This window comes from Streptomyces sp. NPDC047981 (genome assembly GCF_040653315.1).
Lineage (GTDB): Bacteria > Actinomycetota > Actinomycetes > Streptomycetales > Streptomycetaceae > Streptomyces.
On record NZ_JBEZNQ010000086.1, the window covers coordinates 13,610 to 30,649 of the forward strand.

At 66.1% G+C, this 17,040-nt stretch carries 11 protein-coding genes and 5 pseudogenes; 9 read left to right on the plus strand and 7 right to left on the minus strand.

Annotated elements, in window-relative coordinates:
• Positions 1–256 precede the first annotated feature (256 nt).
• Entirely contained in the window at positions 257–2,374 is a 2,118-nt protein-coding gene (locus tag AB0E14_RS33450) for a transglycosylase domain-containing protein (RefSeq protein WP_362427019.1), read from the minus strand.
• Positions 2,375–2,528: 154 nt separating this feature from the next.
• On the opposite strand from AB0E14_RS33450, the gene AB0E14_RS33455 reads away from it, so the two are divergent.
• Together AB0E14_RS33455 and AB0E14_RS33460 are read left to right on the plus strand one after the other, a co-directional pair.
• Entirely contained in the window at positions 2,529–3,419 is an 891-nt protein-coding gene (locus AB0E14_RS33455) for a hypothetical protein (protein WP_362427022.1), read from the plus strand.
• A 104-nt stretch (positions 3,420–3,523) separates the two neighbouring features.
• On the plus strand, positions 3,524–4,312 hold the full coding sequence (locus AB0E14_RS33460) for an IclR family transcriptional regulator (protein WP_362427025.1): 789 nt from the start codon (positions 3,524–3,526) through the stop codon (positions 4,310–4,312).
• Between the two features lie 335 nt (positions 4,313–4,647).
• Here the strand turns inward: AB0E14_RS33460 and AB0E14_RS33465 are convergent.
• Positions 4,648–4,737: pseudogene (locus AB0E14_RS33465) on the minus strand (IS5/IS1182 family transposase); the annotation flags it as partial.
• 27 nt (positions 4,738–4,764) lie between these two features.
• Here AB0E14_RS33465 and AB0E14_RS33470 point away from each other — a divergent pair.
• From AB0E14_RS33470 to AB0E14_RS33485, 4 genes and pseudogenes are all read left to right on the plus strand, one after another.
• Positions 4,765–4,996: pseudogene (locus AB0E14_RS33470) on the plus strand (transposase family protein); the annotation flags it as partial.
• A pseudogene (locus AB0E14_RS33475) lies at positions 4,992–5,468 on the plus strand (transposase family protein); the annotation flags it as partial. The pseudogenes AB0E14_RS33470 and AB0E14_RS33475, both read left to right, overlap by 5 nt.
• A 355-nt stretch (positions 5,469–5,823) precedes the next feature.
• A complete protein-coding gene (locus AB0E14_RS33480) occupies positions 5,824–7,347 on the plus strand; it encodes a hypothetical protein (protein WP_362427028.1) in 1,524 nt (507 codons plus the stop codon).
• A complete protein-coding gene (locus AB0E14_RS33485; RefSeq protein WP_362427030.1) occupies positions 7,344–7,862 on the plus strand; it encodes a hypothetical protein in 519 nt (172 codons plus the stop codon). The genes AB0E14_RS33480 and AB0E14_RS33485 overlap by 4 nt, the downstream gene beginning before the upstream one ends.
• 276 nt (positions 7,863–8,138) lie before the next feature.
• Here AB0E14_RS33485 and AB0E14_RS33490 read toward each other — a convergent pair.
• From AB0E14_RS33490 to AB0E14_RS33505, 4 genes and pseudogenes are all read right to left on the minus strand, one after another.
• Positions 8,139–9,052, minus strand: a pseudogene (locus AB0E14_RS33490) (transposase family protein).
• Between the two features lie 93 nt (positions 9,053–9,145).
• On the minus strand, positions 9,146–9,469 hold the full coding sequence (locus AB0E14_RS33495; RefSeq protein WP_362427033.1) for a hypothetical protein: 324 nt from the start codon (positions 9,467–9,469) through the stop codon (positions 9,146–9,148).
• Between the two features lie 4 nt (positions 9,470–9,473).
• Positions 9,474–9,910, minus strand: a pseudogene (locus AB0E14_RS33500) (IS5 family transposase); the annotation flags it as partial.
• A gap of 761 nt (positions 9,911–10,671) precedes the next feature.
• Entirely contained in the window at positions 10,672–12,942 is a 2,271-nt protein-coding gene (locus AB0E14_RS33505) for an FAD-dependent oxidoreductase (RefSeq protein WP_362427035.1), read from the minus strand.
• A gap of 440 nt (positions 12,943–13,382) precedes the next feature.
• Between AB0E14_RS33505 and AB0E14_RS33510 the strand changes: the two genes are divergently transcribed.
• The 3 genes from AB0E14_RS33510 (at position 13,383) to AB0E14_RS33520 (ending at position 16,582) form a co-directional block, all read left to right on the plus strand.
• Positions 13,383–14,294, plus strand: coding sequence for a sugar ABC transporter permease (locus AB0E14_RS33510; RefSeq protein WP_362427038.1), 912 nt, complete (start codon positions 13,383–13,385; stop codon positions 14,292–14,294).
• Entirely contained in the window at positions 14,291–15,208 is a 918-nt protein-coding gene (locus AB0E14_RS33515; protein WP_362427041.1) for a carbohydrate ABC transporter permease, read from the plus strand. The genes AB0E14_RS33510 and AB0E14_RS33515 overlap by 4 nt, the downstream gene beginning before the upstream one ends.
• A 78-nt stretch (positions 15,209–15,286) precedes the next feature.
• Positions 15,287–16,582: an ABC transporter substrate-binding protein gene (locus tag AB0E14_RS33520; RefSeq protein WP_362427044.1), complete on the plus strand. Its 1,296-nt coding sequence runs from the start codon at positions 15,287–15,289 to the stop codon at positions 16,580–16,582.
• Positions 16,583–16,813: 231 nt separating this feature from the next.
• Here the strand turns inward: AB0E14_RS33520 and AB0E14_RS33525 are convergent.
• Positions 16,814–17,040, minus strand: a 227-nt coding sequence (locus AB0E14_RS33525) for a hypothetical protein (RefSeq protein WP_362427047.1), incomplete at its 5' end; no start/stop codon positions are given.

A 17,040-nucleotide genomic window follows, 5' to 3' on the forward strand; every position in this document is an offset into this window, starting at 1 on the left:
GCGTCGCCGGACGTGGGCCGGCGACCCTTCAGCGTGGCATCGCTCTGCCCGCGGCAACGCCAGGCCCGATGGAGGCCCCCGAGAGCCGACCGGCCCCGACATCGGCCCCAAGCTGCCAGGCTCACGAGGTCGGACGGACCCGCCGCAACGCCGTGCCCTCCCCGGCCCATGCGGACCAAGAAGGCGTGGCGAAGGGAGGAGAACCGAGTGGGAAACTCGGTGTGACGGGCGACGGCGGGCAGGTGCTCCGTTCCAACTATTCCCCCGGGCGCCGGTCCACGTCCTCGCTGTTCTCCGTCCTCCCGCCGCGCGGTACGAAGACGGGAGCGAAGGAGGGCGTCTCGGAGGCGTCCAGCGCCCCGGTCATCGCGATCTTCCAGATCGGGCCCGGGAGGCAGCCACCGCAGACCTTGTCGTAGTACTCACCGCCGATGGTGATGTCGAACATCGACTGCCTCTCGCCGACGTCGTCGCCGACCCAGACGGCCGTGGACAGGTTCGGCGTGTAGCCGACGAACCAGGCGTCCTTGCGGTCGTTCGTCGTACCCGTCTTACCGGCGTTGTCGCGGTCGCTCAGACCCGCCCTCGTACCGGTTCCGTCCTCGACGACGCCCTTCAGCATCTGGTTGATGGTGTCGGCCGTCCGCTCGCTCATCGCCCGCGAGCACTCGGTCTGAGGCACCTTCAGCTGCTCGCCGCCCGCGGTCTCGATCGACTCGATGGCGACCGGGGTGCAGTACGTGCCGCGGTTGGCGAAGGTCGCGTAGGCGGCGGCCATGTCGAGCGGGGTGGACTCCTGACCGCCTAGCGTGATCGAGGGCAGCTCCTCGAGCCGCTTGCCCAGCTCCCGTTCGTATCCCATCTTCTTCGCCATCTGGACCGTCTCGCACAGACCTGTCATCTGTTCCAGCTGAGCGAAGTAGGTGTTGATGGACGTGCCGAGCGCGCTCGTCATGTCCCACGTGCCGGCCTCGGACTCCAGCTCGTTCTGGAGGTCCCAGTTACCCGCGCCGGACGGATCGCCGGCGCAGGTGCGGAAGGAGTCCATGGGAAGCGAGATCCTCCACGGCGAGGAGAAGCTCTGTGCCGGGCTCAGCCCCTTCTCCAGGGCGGCCGCGGCCGTGATCGGCTTGAAGGTCGAGCCGGTCTGGAAGCCGTACGTCGTGCCGCCCATCTTGCTGCCCACGGCCAGGTTGAGCGTGGTCTGGTGCTGCTTCTGGTCGAGACCGTACGGCCGCGACTGACCCATCGACAGGATCTTGCCGCTGCCCGGCTGGACCTGGACGACCGAGGCGGCGACCTTGTCGTCCTCGTTGACGTGGGCGACGGCGGCCTCGTTGGCCGCCTCCTGGGCGCGCGGGTCGAGCGTGGTCCGGACGGTCAGGCCGCCGAGGTTCCACAGCTTCTGCCGCTCCTCGACCGTCTTGCCCAAGACCGGGTTGGTCAGGATCGTCTTGCGCACGTAGTCGCAGAAGAAGCCGGCCCCGTCGACGGCGGTGATGCAGCCGTTCTTCGGGGTCTTCACCTTCAGCTTGATCGGCGCGGCGATCGCCTTGTCCGCCTCGGCCTGGCTGATGTCCTTCACCTCGGCCATCCGCTGGAGGACCACGTTGCGGCGCTTCGTGGCTTCCTGGAGGTCGTTGATCGGGTCGTAGCGGCTCGGCGACTGGACGAGGCCGGCCATCATCGCGGCCTCCTCCAGCTTCAGGTCGGCGGCGGGCTTGGAGAAGTAGCGCTGGGACGCCGCCTCGATGCCGTAGGCCTGCTGACCGAAGAAGGTGATGTTGAGGTAGTTCTCGAGGATCTTCTTCTTCCCCAGCTCCTCCTCGACCTGGATCGCGTACTTCAGTTCGCGCACCTTGCGGCCGATGGTCTGCTGGGTGGCGGCGGCGACCTTCTCCGGGTCGTCACCGGCCTCCTCGACGAAGACGTTCTTCACGTACTGCTGCGTCAGCGTGGACGCGCCCTGGGCCACGCCGCCCGACTGGGCGTTGCGGTTGATCGCGCGCAGCACGCCCTTGAGGTCGATCGCCCCGTGCTCGTAGAAGCGCGAGTCCTCGATCGCGACGATCGCCTTCTGCATGTACGGAGAGATCTTCTCCAGCGGCACGACCTTCCGGTCGCGCGAGTACACGGTGGCGAGCGTGCCGCCCTCCGAGTCGAGGATGGTGGTCCGCTGACTCAGGGGTGGCGTCTTCAGGTTGGAGGGGATCTCGTCGAACCCCTCGACCGTCCCCTTCGCCGCAAGCCCCAGTGCGCCGGCCGCGGGCAGGGCGATGCCCGCCAGCACGGCTCCCGCGAGCACACTGACCCCGAGGAACTTGGCGGCCTGCTGGGTCCCGGTCAGACCTCCGCCCGAGCGCTTCTCTGCCATGAGCCGAACGTAGACGGCACGTATGAGCGGATCATGAGAAGAAGGTTCCCCGCCCGGGGCGGTGCGCCTTCGGGCACGTGGAACGCGCATCCGCCCCGGTGCCCGTGCCCGGAACGGCCTTGCAATTCCCCTGAGCCGTATGGAAGATCCACGGATGACCTGGACCCTCGTGGAGCGGGCCGAGACACCGAAGGGTCCGACCGGCCCCGGCGAGGACCGCCTCCTGATCGCCGGCGATCCCTCCGACGTGACGTGCTGCGCGGTCGTGGACGGCGCCACGGACAAGTCCGGTCGTGACTACGGCGGGATGAGCGGAGGGTCCCGTGCGGCCGACCAGGTGATCGCCACGTTGACGATGCTCCCCGCCACCGCCACGCCATCCGACGCCCTGGCCATGGTCACCGCCGGCCTGGCCGCGCTGCGCCGGCGATGGGGTATCGAGAGCGACGACCTCCTGGGACCCAGCGCCGTGGCAGCCGTCCTGCTGGCGGGCCGCCGTCAGATCGTTCGTGTCGGCGACGTGCACGTCGGCATTGGCCGCGACGGAGTCTGGGAGTACCACCCCGCGGACAAGGACGTCGACCGCGCGGCGGCCGGAGCCCGCGCCGCCTTGCTGCACTGCCTCCTCGCCCAGGGCGCGGACCCCGCCCGGCTGGCCGCCACGGACCCCGGCAGGCACATGGTGAGCGAGATCCTCACGGCCCAGAACGCTCTGGCCAACCGTGACGACGCATCGCCCTTCGGCTTCGGCCTGCTCGACGGACGTCCCGTTCCCCGCCGCCACGTGGAGGTCTTCGACCTCGACGACACCGTGGACGAGGTCGTCCTCGCTTCTGACGGATACCTCCGCCCGGCCCCGACGCTCGAGACCGCCGAGCGGGAACTCGCCGCCGACCTCGCCGCAGACCCGCTGCGCATCGGCGCGCACCCCTCCACCAAGGGCGTCGCCCCCGGCTCCAGCAGCTTCGACGACCGTACGTGGGTGCGCCTGCGCGCCGGACGAGGCGGTGGAGGACCGGAGCGTCCACCGAGCGGATCGAGCTGAAGAAACCGCATTGTGCAACCTGGTTGCATGATCTGGTCGTGCGGTACCGTACGCGCACCAAACTTCGCGTATACGTACGCGCAGCAGCAGAGGAGGACCCGGCCATGCCTGCCGAGCAGGGGACCAACCAGAGTGTCGAGCGGGCCGTCTCCGTGCTGCGGGCGCTCGGCGCGGGAAGCCCTGAGCGCCGGGTCTCGGACATCGCGGCCGACGCCGAACTGGGCCCGTCCACCACCTCACGGCTGCTGGCCACCCTGGAACAACTGGACCTGGTCGAGCGCAACCCGGTCAGCGGGCTCTACAGGCTGGGCCTGGGCACACTGCCGCTGGCGACCATGGCGCTGAACAGCCATCCCGTCCACCGTGCCTCGCGCATGGTGCTCCAGGGCCTGGCGGCCCGCACCGAACTCGGCGCCAACGTGGGCATACTGCGCGGAGCCGACCTGGTCTTCCTCTCCAACTTCGAGGGCGCCCGCACACCCAAGGCGTACACGCAGGCCGGGAGCACCGCCCCCCTGCACGCGACGGCGATCGGCAAGTGCCTGGTCTCGCGGATGACGGTGAAGGAGCGCCGCTCGCTGCTGGGACCGGAGCTGGACGCTCTCACGGACTACACCGTGGCCTCGCACGAAGCCCTGGACGAGGCGTGCGATGCGGTGCGCCGCACCGGCTACGCCACCGAGGTGCAGGAGCGCGCGCTGGGCAGGTCGTCGCTGGCCGCTCCCGTCCTGGACTCGCGGGGCACCGTGGTGGCCGCCATCTCGCTGTGGGGGCCCGCCTCGCTGCTCGGCACTCTGTCCACGGCCGACAAGCCCGGCACCCGGGAGGCCGAGCTGGCCGGCCAGGTGATCGAGGCGGCGGACGCGATCAGCCAGGCGCTGGGCGCGCACTGAGCTTCTGCGATATCGCCACCGTTCATGTGACGGTCTGCGAAGCGCAACGAGCGAGGCCCCGGGATTTTGATCGAACTGGCCGCGCGGGGCTGGCTCGTCGAGGAACGGCCGGGGGTTGTTCAGCGTGGTAGTCATGAACGGCCGCAAGCGGCACATCGGGTCGTGGCTTCCTTCCCACCATCGAAGCCCCGGCTCGCGTCCGCAAGGGAGGACGCTGCCGGCCGAAGCCGAGGACCGTGCTGTCCCGGGTCACTGAGAAGGCGCCACCTGATCATCGGCACCGGCCGGTCCGCCCTCGGCATACTGGTCGAGCACAGACGCGGTTTTCAGAGAGTGCGCCAGGCTGTCAGAGTCGGTTCCACCAGTTCCCAGCGGGCATCGGACAGGTCACTTGGATACGGATACGGGCGCTGTCGACGAGGCATGTTTCGGGGACGGCCTGCACGAGGGCGGTGATGCGGGTGGCGGGGCGTTCCCATCGTGGCCGATATCGCCTACCAGGGCGCCGGTCCGTGGCTGACCACGGGCATCAAGCGCAGGCCCCTGAAGAAACTGACTCCCACCGAGAAGACTCGCAACCGTGCCCTGGCCGCCACACGAGCACCCGTCGAACGTGGAGTCGCCCGCCTGAAGTCCTGGCGGATCTTCCGCAGGTCCCGATGCAGCCCCAACCGCATGACGTCAACTCGGCTGTTTCAAGCGGGCGCTTCTCACGCTGGTGCACCTGCGAAAGGGCGAGACGTTCTCGCGGCTCGGGGCCGGTTTCGGGATATCCCAGGCCACCGCCTGGCGCTACGCCGACGAGACCCTGGACGTGCTGGCCGGCTGGGCACCCGGTCTTCAGCAAGCCCTCACCGGGCTCGGTGAAGGGAACCACGTCATCGTTGACGGCACTCTCATCCCGATCGACCGGATCGGCCCGGACGAGCCGTACTACTCGACGAAACACCGCAAGCACAGCATGAACGTGCAGGTCATCGCCCGCCCGGACGGCACACCGCTCTGGACCACACACAACTGAAAGCTCCCCGGAGAACGCGCCTTCGCACAGCTGAAGTCCTGGCGACTACTCCGCCGAGCCAGATACTCCACCCACCGCAACGGCACCACCGTCCAAGCCATCCACACACTCCTGACCTGCCACAATTCAGGATGAAAGAGACTCAATGAGCCTCTTCAGCGGCCACTCCAGAGGGTGAACGGCTCTGTGGAGTTGATCCGTCTCTGATCTGCGGTCGCGCTCGGCCTCCGTGGATCAGGCCGTCACCCGATCGGTGACCACTCTGAAGATCCTTACTGAAGATCCTTATCGAACGTCTTTCATCCTCGGGCTCCGAGAGCGAAGATCAAGAGCATCGCCGCAGGTCAGCAGCACTCGCTGGATCGTGCCGAGCCCAGGATGAAGAGGTTCCGTCGTGGAAGTCTGCACGAAGTGGCATCCAACAGGGCAAGAAATTTCACTGCCGCATGGCTATAACAGGTGAGAAACTCGCCCTCACTCGGAGTACCTCATGAACAATGTTGAAGAATTCAAAGAAGCTTGGCAGAATTATCTGAACTGGCTGCATCACGACCTTTCTACGGGAATCGTAGCGGCAATGGTGGAGACTGTGCAGAGGAACGTAGCACAGCAGACCGCGGAGGAACTCGGCTTCAAACTGGAGGAGGAATTGACGATCTCTATTCGCGAGAAAGAGATTCCCTACTGGCTTGATCCCCTAGATAAGCGTGCGTGGGGTGAGGAGGTGAACATGGTCACCTTTCTCTGCAGGGATCCAAGGACTAGGCAATGGGTAATCGAAGCCCTGGGATCTCTCGCCGCAGTATTCGATTCATCGTACGACGAAGGCGAGCATCTTTCTTGCCGGAACAATGTACTGAAAGACGCCGATATCTATTGTCGATATTTGTACGGACGGTTGATCGAGCGGGCCTTCGAGAATTTGAATTCCACCGAGCGTCGCAGCACCCAAAATCGCGTCGGCCGACAGGCGGGAGAGGAAAGGGAGCGTAAGAAACTCGACCGGCATAGAACTCGAAAAGAGAGGCCTGGGGGAGGAAGGTCGACGAATCGGCCAAGAACCCCCGCAGCGCATGTCGAACATAAGGTTCAAATTCCGCCGAAACCCGAGGCGAAGGTGGGAATACAGAGAGATGCGCAGGAGCAGGCAGCTAACCACCTCGAGAAAATGCGAGAGGATTTTCTCGGAAATCTTATTTCATGGAACGATAGGATGGTGCTGGACCTTCTCCCGATTCAGGAGGGAAGGCTGCAAACAGTCCGTAACATGTCCGCTGACTTCCGTGTCTTTGTTGACCATCGAGGCGCCCGTCGGATTTATGTCGGCCTCGCGAAGAATCTACACACTTTGGGTTTTTCTACCATCGAAGCGGGAAGCATTGCGAGACTGAATCGCAAAGGAAATGGAGGAGATCTGATCGTAGTTCTACCCTCCGGAGGGGTGCAACGTGATGAGATGAAAGCGCTGTTCCAGCAGAATTTTACCAAGCGTCACCGGCTCCATTTCCAAATAGACAACCCGGTTATGGATAGCCAAACTAGCCCTCTCGCGGAAAATGCTAAGCCAGTAGCAGACGCCGAAGACGGTTATGCAACTCTGGTCTTGAACACCAGCGCCGAACCGGCAGCGCCAGCTGATGATGAATCCAGGACAAAGGTTTTCAATAATCCTGCGGCCGGGCCTACACGGAGAGTAGACTATCGGGATAAATTGTTCGATATCATGCAAAAGAAGCCTCACCTGGTATCCCGTAGGCGGATCCGGCAAGATCGGTCAGTGGAAACGCAAAGGAACTTCATAGAGAACCTCACGCTTAACAACTGTCGCGCACTGAAGGGTCTCGCTGTAGAGAGATCTTCCCCCTTCAGTGTGTTCATATTTAAAGAGAAGGAATATTTGGTGATCGGGGAGCACGACGAGGATCTATTCCCCCCCCCAAGTATTCACACTTCGTCAAACGAAAAAGGCGCTCCAATGTCTTTCATTCCGGAACTCTTATCATTCAGAGGATGACTGAGGGAGGGAGTGAAGCTGACCTCAAGAGGCTATTTAGCGAGGTATCGGAAGATGACATTCAATTCGGGTACAGGAATGGTGAGTTGACGCTCAGGACTCTTTGGAGAATGAACAAACCCGAGGATGAACTAATGAATCGCTTTATAGAGTTTGCGAAAAGCCAAGAAGGTGATGCGGCAAGGATAGCAGACATCCTGTCCGACATTCTCGACAATTGCAAGGATGGGAAGATTGACGCACGGGATCTCGCGAAGCTGGTCAGCAAGTACGCGCTAGAGGCGCGAAGTAGCATTCTCGAAAACGACGCCGCTGGAAAGAGGTTCTCGATCGGGTCGAGAGCGAATGGGAGACTGAAGTCGATGATGAAAGACCCTACTAGTTACAACCTTCACATCCAGGAAGCCATTAAGAAGGGAATTGTACATAATCTGTCACAGAAGGCGATTGCAGATTTCCCGGGAGATATCTGGCGCGAATTCATTGAGAGTCTGGATGATTCCGGCCCCAGTTGATGGCTCGAATGGAAGATCGAGGTTCGTCAGAGTTGCCACTTCAGGGCGAGATCGGCTTTGGTGATTTGGTCACGCTGTTTGGTGCTGCATCGAGTTTTGTGGAAGTCCGCCAGGGGTTCAGCCCGGGCGATACAGCTTTCCGCATCGGATAGGGGTAGATGTACTGCCGACCAGTAGGGCGGAGTCGTTGAGAAGTGCCACGATGGGGCGGTTCTCAGGGCTTACGAGCTGGTGCGTGATAGCGATGGAGTCGTGTTTGCCTGATCGGGGTCGTGGTCAGCCGTTGGCGGTGCGGTCGGAGACGATGCCGGCGATGGCCCGGTAGGTGGCGGGCAGAGCTTCGCGCCGGGGGGTCCAGCGGGTCGGCTGCTTCCAGCGTTTGTGGTCGGCAAGCGCGTGCTCGACGGTGATGAGCTTCGATGAGCGGCGGTGCCGGGCTTCCTCTCTGGCTGCGTGCACGTGTGGGAGGGCGATCTTGTTCGGCTTCCTGGGTGGTGTGATCGCCTGAGCGGGGTGGTCGCGGCGGAGGCCGAGGTATCCGTCGTCCAGGAGAACCTCCACGTCAGGGAAGTGCTGGAAGCAGACGCCGATACCGTCATTGCGTGCGGCGGTCGCATCGTGCATCCGGCCAGGTCGCAGGGCATCGGTCCAGAGCGTGCGGCCCTGAGAGTCGGCGACGACGGTGGCCTTCATTGTGTTCTGCTTCTTCTTGTCCGAGACGAACGCGCGTCGTCCGCCGCGGCCTGCCACGGGCCTGCGGACCTGGATCTCGGTGGCGTCCAGACGCAGCTCGATGCCCTCGGCCTGGGCATAGGCGAACACATCGGCCAGGGTCCGCAGCCGCATACCAGGGCGGTCGGGGACCGCGCATCCCTCTCGGCCAGGAGCCCGCGTATCTCCCCGACGGCCCGGGTGACGGTGGAGCGGTCGACACCGAACAGCAGGGCGAGAACAGAGTGGGGCAGATCGTGCCGCAGATGAATCAGCGTGGCGACCAGGCGGTCCACGAAGACCAGTTGATGCCGGGCACCGGCCCCCGCAGCCCGTCTCCTGGCCCCGCCGCGTGCTTCATGACGGCGCCCCTCGACACCTGCCTGCCACGGCCCAGCCAACTCCTGAGCCAGGCAGGCGAGATGATGCCGAGAGATCCCCGTGAACAACTGATGCGCGAGAACCGTCCGGCCGACCATGATCGTCACACCTGGATCATGCCAGCCACCAACAACGACGTCTCAGCAGCTATCACGCACCAGCTCGTAAGAGGTCCTGACACAATGGGGTGGTCACCAGCAGGCGACGCACTGGGTGAGGTCTTCCGACAGGAAGATCGTGAAACGTCTCTGCGGCCCCGTGACGGTCGCCATGTAGACCCGAGCGGTTCCTGCGGCTTGGAGTCCGGTGATGGCTTCGGGAAGTCCGGGCCGAGGTGGGACGCCCGTGCGCGTGACTTCGTGCCGCCAGGACCAGATGTCCCAGAGCTGTTGCGCAGAAGCCGTTTGGTTCAGGAAGACCTCGAAGTCCGCGCCTGCCTTCAGCTCGGCCAGAGCTGCGCGTGCAGAGGTGCAGCCATCGTGAGACAGTGCGGATTGCAGGGCGTCGCGGTTCATGCGATCAGTTTGCCGGGCCGGCCAAGGACAGCACCTGGCGGTGGGTGATCAGGCAGCACGCGAGCTTGAGGAAGGCTTCGTGGATGCCGGCTCGGCGTTCCCAGCGGGCACGGAGTCGTTGAAGCCGTGGAGCCAGGCGAAGGTGCGCTCGACCACCCAACGGTACGCGCCCAGGCCGCTGCCGTGGGCTGTGCCGCGGCGGGCGATGACGGGGAGGATCCGAAGGGCCCGGACCTGGTCGCGGTAGATGTCGTGGTCGTAGCCGCGGTCGGCGAAGACAGACTGAGGCTTGCGGCGAGGCCGCCCGGGCCTGCTTCAGACTGGTGGGACGGCGTCGAGCAGGGGCATGAGCTGGGTGACGTCGTTGCGGTTGCCGCCGGTGAGGATGACGGCGAGCGGGGTGCCGTGTCCGTCGGTGATCAGTGCCAGGTTCCGCGCACCCGCCGACGTCACCGCGTTCCTCGCGACCGACAGCCCCAAGAAGATCAACTCAGCATGTTGATTCTCTGTGAACCCTTAGGCAGGCATTGCGCTCGCTGTGCTGGCTCCCTCGGTCCTCTGGTGCTTCGCGATTGAACATCGCGTCAAAGAACTCGGCGATCGCGTTGTCCGGCTGGCGCCGATCGCGCTCATGGACTGGCGGAAGCCGACTGTGTGGCGGGCCTCGGCCAACGCCCGGCTGGTGTACGGCTTGGCGCCGTCGTCGGTGTGCATGACCGCCCCGGAGAGGCTGCCGCGGTCCGTGATTGCGGCGCGGTGCCTGCTACCCCGCCGCAGCTCGGCGAGCCCGATGCCCCGCATCACAAGCGCGATCCGTTCGTGGTCGACCCGCTCGCCGTCCCCGCGGACTCGGCGGCGGCCCTCAGGACGCCGTAGATACCATCCGGTTCCCGGTGCACGGCCCCGTATCCGCGCGGGAGCCCTGCGGCGTCAGTACTCGTACAGCGCGACCGCGTCCGCCCTGACTCCGTCGGATGGTGCTTCATGACCAGGGCACATCCGTTCTCCTGGACTGAAGATCCAGGTGTCCCGAGTGTCCAAGAGCCGGTCAAGGCCGGACTCCCGTGAAGTCACAGGAGCCCGGCCGACCACACGCGTGGTGGCCGCGCCCGAAATGTCGACGAGCTCTGCCGGAGGAAAGCCGAGGCGCCGGTCGGGCCGGGAGTCGCGCCTCCGGGCAGGAGCCACTGCCGTCATCGCTGTCAGTGCTCGTAGGCCCGTACCGTGAACAGGTGGGCGCGGGGCGCTCCGTGGGTGGCGTCCACCGTGATGCGGAGCGCGTCGGTGTGCACCGACGCGGTGTCGTCCAGTACATGTACGCGGTGGCGGCGGCGGTTGTCCCGTACGGTGATCGCCGTGTGCCAGTCGCCCGAGGCGTCCCGGGTCTCGATGCGGTAGTCGCGCAGGAGCTGCGGGGCGACCGGCTCGGGCGTGCGGTGCCGGTGCAGGTTGATGAGGTAGGTGTCCACGTCGTCGTCCATCACCAGGTGGACGGTGCGCACTTCGGTGGGGGCGTCCCATTCCAGTGTGAGGTGCGAGCCGGCGGCGGCGTCACCGGACACCCACATCTGCGGGCCGCCGAAGGGGCGTTGGTAGCCTCCCGCGACCTTGGCGGGGGCGTAGGCTTCCGTCTCCCCCATGGCCCGGAAGCACAGGGACCTGCCGCGCAGTTCGCGCGCCGACCACTCCAGTACCGGCTGGCCCTCCCCTTCGGGGATGTCGTGGTCGACACCGGGGTCCCCGGCGACACGGCGGCGCAGCGCGAGTACGCCCTCGGTGCGCTTCGGTACCAGGTGGAGCGAGGCGTGGGGGTTGGCGCGGACGAGCACGACCGCGTTCTCCGGAACGTCCGGGGAGTGGGAGAGGGCGGCGGTCACCCAGGCCGGTCCGCCGGCGGTGACGGGCACCTGGACGGTGCCGAGCGCGTCGAGCGGGACGGCGTTCTCGGCGAGACGGGTGCTCCACAGCTCGACGGTGAGTTCGGTGTCCTGGTCGGCGGAGACGAGCAGCTCCACTCCGGCCAGTGCGGGGTCGACGGGCAGCAGAACGCCGTAGTCGCGGGTGAGGGGACAGGGCTCGGCGGGGGTGTCCGGGCCGGGCTCGGCCGCGAGGCCGGTGAGGTGTGAGGAGGCGCAGACCCTGGCCGTGCGGGCGAGGTCGGCGGGGTCCTCGTTGGCGATTCCCATGACGGAACCGTCCTGCCGGAGCAGCACCTGGCCGACGAGCCCGGGATCGTCGGTGGCCAGGGCCCGCGGGGTCGTGCCGCGCTGCGCGCAGAGCGCGGCCGCGGTTCCGGCGGCTTCGCCGAGGGTGGCGCAGGTGGCCATGACGCGGGTGGCGCCGAAGGCGATGTGGGTGGCGGAGATGTTCCGGCCGGCGAAGAGCAGATTGCTCACATTCACTGAGTAAAGGCTGCGCAGGGGGATGTGGAAGACACCGTCGGTGTAGCGCTGCACGGCGCCCGGGCCCTCGGCGTACATGCCCTCCACGGGGTGGAGGTCGACCGACCAGCCGCCGAAGGCGATCCGGTCCTCGAAGCGGCGCTGGGAGAGGATGTCCTGCTGGGTGAGGATGTGGTCGCCGATGAAGCGGCGGTACTCACGCTTGCCGGGGACGCTGCCGACCCATTCCAGGGTGAGGTTGTCGGCGTCGAACTCGCCGGAGTTCTTGATGTGGTCCCAGATGCCCATGATGACGGCGTGCAGCTCGTCCCGGATGGCCTCGTTGTCGTGGACGGTGTCCATCGCACCGCCCCACTCGATCCACCAGTAGTCGCAGCCGTTGTCGCCGCTGCGCAGGACGCGGTTGCGCAGGATGGGGGTCTTCGAGATGTCCTTGGCGTATGCGGGCGGGATGAAGGGGACGGGGCGGCCGATGTCCTTGGTGTAGAAGAGGATCGTCGAGCCGAGCAGTGCTCCGTCGGACTCCTCGGGGGCCCAGGGCTCGCCGAAGTCGGCGGCTGATTCCCGGCCGATACGGCTGCGGGCGCCGGCCAGTTCTCCCAGGAGGCCGTCGCCGGTGCAGTCGAGGAAGACCCGCGCCCGGAAGGTGATCAGGCGTTCCGATCCCATCGTCCAGCCGGTGGCGGAGCGGATGGTGCGGTCGTCCTCGGGCCCGTCCGCCTCGACCTCGCGTACGTCGGTGTTGAGGAAGAGGTCGATCAGCGGCTCGGCGTGGACGGCGTCCTGCACCACCTGGTCCCAGTAGTAGGGGTTGCCCTCGGGGTTGCGGTACTGGTTCTCCGTGTAGAGCTCGCCCATGATGCCCGACTCCCGGGCGTAGCGCTGTACGCCGTGGGCGGTGGCGCCGCAGACCCAGACACGCACCTCGCTGCTGCTGTTGCCACCCAGTACGGGGCGGTTGTGCACGAGTGCGACGCGCTGTCCGAGCCGGGCGGCGGCGATGGCGGCGCAGACTCCGGCGAGGCCGCCGCCGATGACCGCGATGTCGTGGTGGAACTCTTCGTGTCGCATCCTCACCGACTCCCTTGCAATGTGCGACGACGTGCTGCGCCGCCGCCGGGTAAGTGTGCACCTCGTTACCGCAAAATGAAAAGAAGATGCAGAGGATGAGATTGCCATGCGCGTGACTTGTTCATCGCCGTGCGCAACAGATGTGACGCATCGTCGGTCACCGTGGACCTCATACCGGCCCTGACAAGGTCCGATCGCGCAGATCCGGTGCCCGATCGGGCAAGTATCCGCCAGCCGCCGCTGAACAGCGGATTTAGCAGCATGGTTGACAGCCCTCAGTATGTGATTGATTATCCCGCATATTGCACGCCGGACTCACAGAGGTTTCATCGGCGTAACCCGGGAAGCAGCCCCGCCCACGAGCGAAGCGCTGTGGGCGGACCGCCGCACTCGACTCGAGCGGCCGCCACCCTGCCGCCCCCTCCCGAGAGGAAGCCGCATTGACCATCCTGCGTACGGGGCAGACCAAGCGGAACGGCCCACGACTGCCCGACAGCACGTTCGCCGTGCTGCTCGTGCTGCCGGGGCTCGCGCTGTTCGCAGCGATCATCCTGTATCCGCTGCTCGCCTCCCTGACCACCGGCTTCTTCCGTCAGGACCTCCGGTTTCCCGGCAGAGAGTTCGTCGGCCTGTCGAACTTCGCCGACGTGCTGGAGCGGAACTTCTGGCCCACGCTCGAACACACCCTCGTCTTCGCCGGCGGAACCACCGTCGCCGCCTTCGGAATCGGCTTCGCCCTCGCACTCGCCCTCAACGCGGGTCTCAAGGGCAGCGGGTTCATGCGAGGTCTCTTCCTCTTCCCCTGGGTGATCCCGGGCGTCGTCACCTCATTCCTGTGGATGTGGATCTTCAACGCCAACTACGGACTGCTCAATGGAGTGCTCATCAAGCTGGGCCTCATGGACGAGGCGGTGTCCTGGCTCGGAGAGCCGGGCACGGCGATGCTCGCGGTGATCGTGACGAAGACCTGGGCGAGCTTCCCCTGGATGATGGTCATGATGCTGGCCGGCCTGCAGACGGTGCCCGGCGAGCTCTACGAGGCGGCCGCCGTCGACGGCGCGGGGATGCTCCGGCGCTTCCGGTCCATCACCTGGCCGGGCGTGCGCAACATCGCCCTGCTCGCCCTTCTGCTCGAATTCATCTGGAACTTCCAGCACTTCGACACCATCTACGTGCTCACCGGCGGCGGCCCCGCCAACTCCACGCAGACCTTCGCCGTCGCCGTCTTCCAGGACGCCTTCCAGGGCTTCGACCTCGGCCGGGCCAGCGCGCTCGGTGGCCTGTGGATGCTCCTCCTGCTCGTGCTGGTGGGTGGCTACCTGTTCCTGTCTCACCGTGAGGACCGCTCATGACCACCGCGACCACCCTTGAGACGGCCCGGACCGAAGAACAGTCCCGTCCTTCGCAGCACCGCGCCCCCCGCTCGCGTCGCCGGATCCGCCCGGACCTCGTACGCTCCCGGCTCCTGGCCTGGACCGCGCTGCTCGTCATCGGTCTGTTCGCCCTGCTCCCCCTGTACTGGATGCTGGTCACGGCGCTCAGTCCGGCGGACCGGGTGTTCCAGTTCCCGCCGGACTTCGTGCCGGGTGCCATTACCTTCGAGAACTTCCGGGCGGTGCTGGACAACGGACCGCTGTTCCACTACCTGAAGAACAGCGTCATCGTCTCGCTGACCACCGCGTTCCTCAGCGTGGTCATCTCGACGTACATGGGGTACTCGTTCTCCAAGTTCCGCTACCGCGGCCGCAAGTCGCTGATGAACTTCGTGCTCGCGTCGCAGATGTTCCCCCAGTCGCTGCTGCTGATCACGCTCTACGCCCTCTTCCGGCAGTTCGGGATGCTGGGCAGCTACACCGCGCTGGTGCTGTCGTTCAGCACGTTCACGCTCCCCTTGTGCGTGTGGATGCTGAAGGGCATCTTCGACACCATCCCCGACGCGCTGCTGGAGGCCGCCGCCATCGACGGCGCCTCGCGCTGGCGCACGCTGCACTCCGTCATCGCACCGCTCGCGGCTCCGGGAATGGCCGCCGCGGGACTGTTCGCCTTCGTGCGCGGCTGGAACGACTTCGTCTTCGCCCTCAGCCTGTCGAACAACGACACGATGACCCTGCCGCCCGGTCTGGTGCACACCTACATCGGTGAGACCTCGACCTCCTGGCCCACGCTGATGGCCGCGTCCCTGGTGGTCTCCCTCCCGGTCGTCGTCGCCTTCATGTTCCTCCAGCGCTTCCTGGTCGGCGGTCTCACCGCCGGTTCCGTGAAGTAGTCCACGAGCCCTCCCCCGCACCCCACTGTCCCCACCGCCCCACCCACGCAACACCGCCCACCCGCCTTGGAGGCCGCCATGTCCCCGTCCCAGCTCTCCCGCCGCAGCCTGCTCCGCGCCGCCGGTATCGGCGCCGTCGGCATCGCCGGATCCAGTGTCCTGTCCGCCTGTGCCACCGGTGGCGGCACCGGTGGCGGCGGCAACACCGCCGCGAAGGACTTCGGCTTCACCTCCTGGTCGCTCAGCGAGCCGGCCTACAAGCCGACCATCGAGGGCTTCCTCAAGGCCTGGGAGACCAGCAACGGCTCGAAGATCAGCACCACCACGATGCCGTACAACCAGTACCTCCAGGAGCTGACCCTCAAGCTCAACGGCCAGCAGGTCTCCGGCGCCGTCCAGCTGGACATCGCCTGGCTCGCCGCCATCGCCCAGACCGGCGTCCTCGCCGACCTCGGCGAACTGGCCATGTCGGGCGGCTACACGCCCGCCGGCCTCTCCAGCGGTCAGTACGAAGGGACGCAGTTCGGCCTTCCGTGGACGACGGGCGCGATCGGACTCATCGGCAACCAGGACCTCCTGAACCAGGCCGGCATCAAGACGGCGCCCACGACGATCGCCCAGTTCGAGGACGCGCTGCGCGCCCTCAAGGAGCTGAACGGCGTCACCCCGTACGCCGCCTCCACCGCCATCGCGCAGCTCGGCGACATCTTCCCGTGGATGCAGACCTTCGGATGCCCGATCCTCAAGGACGGCAAGGTCGTCCTCGGTGACGACGCCTCGATCGACGCGGTCACCTGGTACAAGAAGCTGTACGACGAGAAGCTCATCGCCAAGGACGTGGACCGCAACGGCGCCCGAGCCCTCTTCGGCCGCGGCACGGTCGGCTTCTACGACGACGCCGTCGTCGGCAAGGCCCCCACTCTCGCCAACGCGAAGGACCCGAAGAAGCTCGGTCCGGCGATGGTGCCGTTCTCCCGGCCCGTGCTGAAGGCCGGTGACTCGCCCAGAGCTCAACTGTGGGGCCACGTGATGGTGGTGGTCAAGGGCGACGGGCAGGACGCCGCCAGCCAGTTCGCGCTGAAGACCACCTCCGACCTGGCCACGACGACCGAGTACTTCAAGGCCGTCGGTCTGCCTCCGGCCACCAGCAAGGGCCTCGCCGCCCGCGAGATCACCGCGGACACCTTCACCACCGAGTGGACGCGTCGCATCACGGCCACGGCGACCCCGGGACCGTTCTGGCCGTACGCGAAGAGCGCCCAGATCATCAGCGCCGTCGCCCAGCAGGTCCAGGCGGTGCTCGTCGGGCAGTCCCCGGCCAAGAAGGCCATGGAGACGGCTCGCGAGCAGGCCACCCAGCTGATGAACGACTGATCCTCCCCTCCCCCCAAGAGCGGTGCCGTGGCCCCGCACGCCCACGGCACCACCCAGGTCCGCTCTCTCACAGGCCCCGCGGGAGAGCGGACCGTCCACTCTCCGCACCCGCCCCGGCGACCGGCACCGCCCTGTGTGCCCCTTGCCGTCACGTCCGCCGACCGGCCCTCCAGACCTTGCCCGTAAGGACATTGACGGAGACGGGTACGGCGGACACCCTTCTCACCATATTCAGCCGAGATGCACTCGTATCTCCCATGAGCCCCGCTGATGCACGGCCGATCTCGTGTGCGGATCGAATCGTCCGGAGAAGCGGATCCCCGAGGGCCGGCAGCGCCGCTCGGGAGTCATCCACCCTGGCAAGGAGGCACCAGCCTTGTTTCCTTCGATGCGACGCCCCGTGATCGGCGCCTGCGCCGCGCTGACCGCTTTCGCGGTCGGCTTCGCGACACCCCCCG

Excerpts from the sequence above, each read along its gene's own strand:
- AB0E14_RS33450 (WP_362427019.1), bottom strand. The coding sequence starts at position 2,374 with ATGGCAGAGAAGCGCTCGGGCGGAGGTCTGACCGGGACCCAGCAGGCC.
- AB0E14_RS33455 (WP_362427022.1), top strand. The coding sequence starts at position 2,529 with ATGACCTGGACCCTCGTGGAGCGGGCCGAGACACCGAAGGGTCCGACC.
- AB0E14_RS33460 (WP_362427025.1), top strand. The coding sequence starts at position 3,524 with ATGCCTGCCGAGCAGGGGACCAACCAGAGTGTCGAGCGGGCCGTCTCC.
- AB0E14_RS33480 (WP_362427028.1), top strand. The coding sequence starts at position 5,824 with ATGAACAATGTTGAAGAATTCAAAGAAGCTTGGCAGAATTATCTGAAC.
- AB0E14_RS33485 (WP_362427030.1), top strand. The coding sequence starts at position 7,344 with ATGACTGAGGGAGGGAGTGAAGCTGACCTCAAGAGGCTATTTAGCGAG.
- AB0E14_RS33495 (WP_362427033.1), bottom strand. The coding sequence starts at position 9,469 with ATGAACCGCGACGCCCTGCAATCCGCACTGTCTCACGATGGCTGCACC.
- AB0E14_RS33505 (WP_362427035.1), bottom strand. The coding sequence starts at position 12,942 with ATGCGACACGAAGAGTTCCACCACGACATCGCGGTCATCGGCGGCGGC.
- AB0E14_RS33515 (WP_362427041.1), top strand. The coding sequence starts at position 14,291 with ATGACCACCGCGACCACCCTTGAGACGGCCCGGACCGAAGAACAGTCC.
- AB0E14_RS33520 (WP_362427044.1), top strand. The coding sequence starts at position 15,287 with ATGTCCCCGTCCCAGCTCTCCCGCCGCAGCCTGCTCCGCGCCGCCGGT.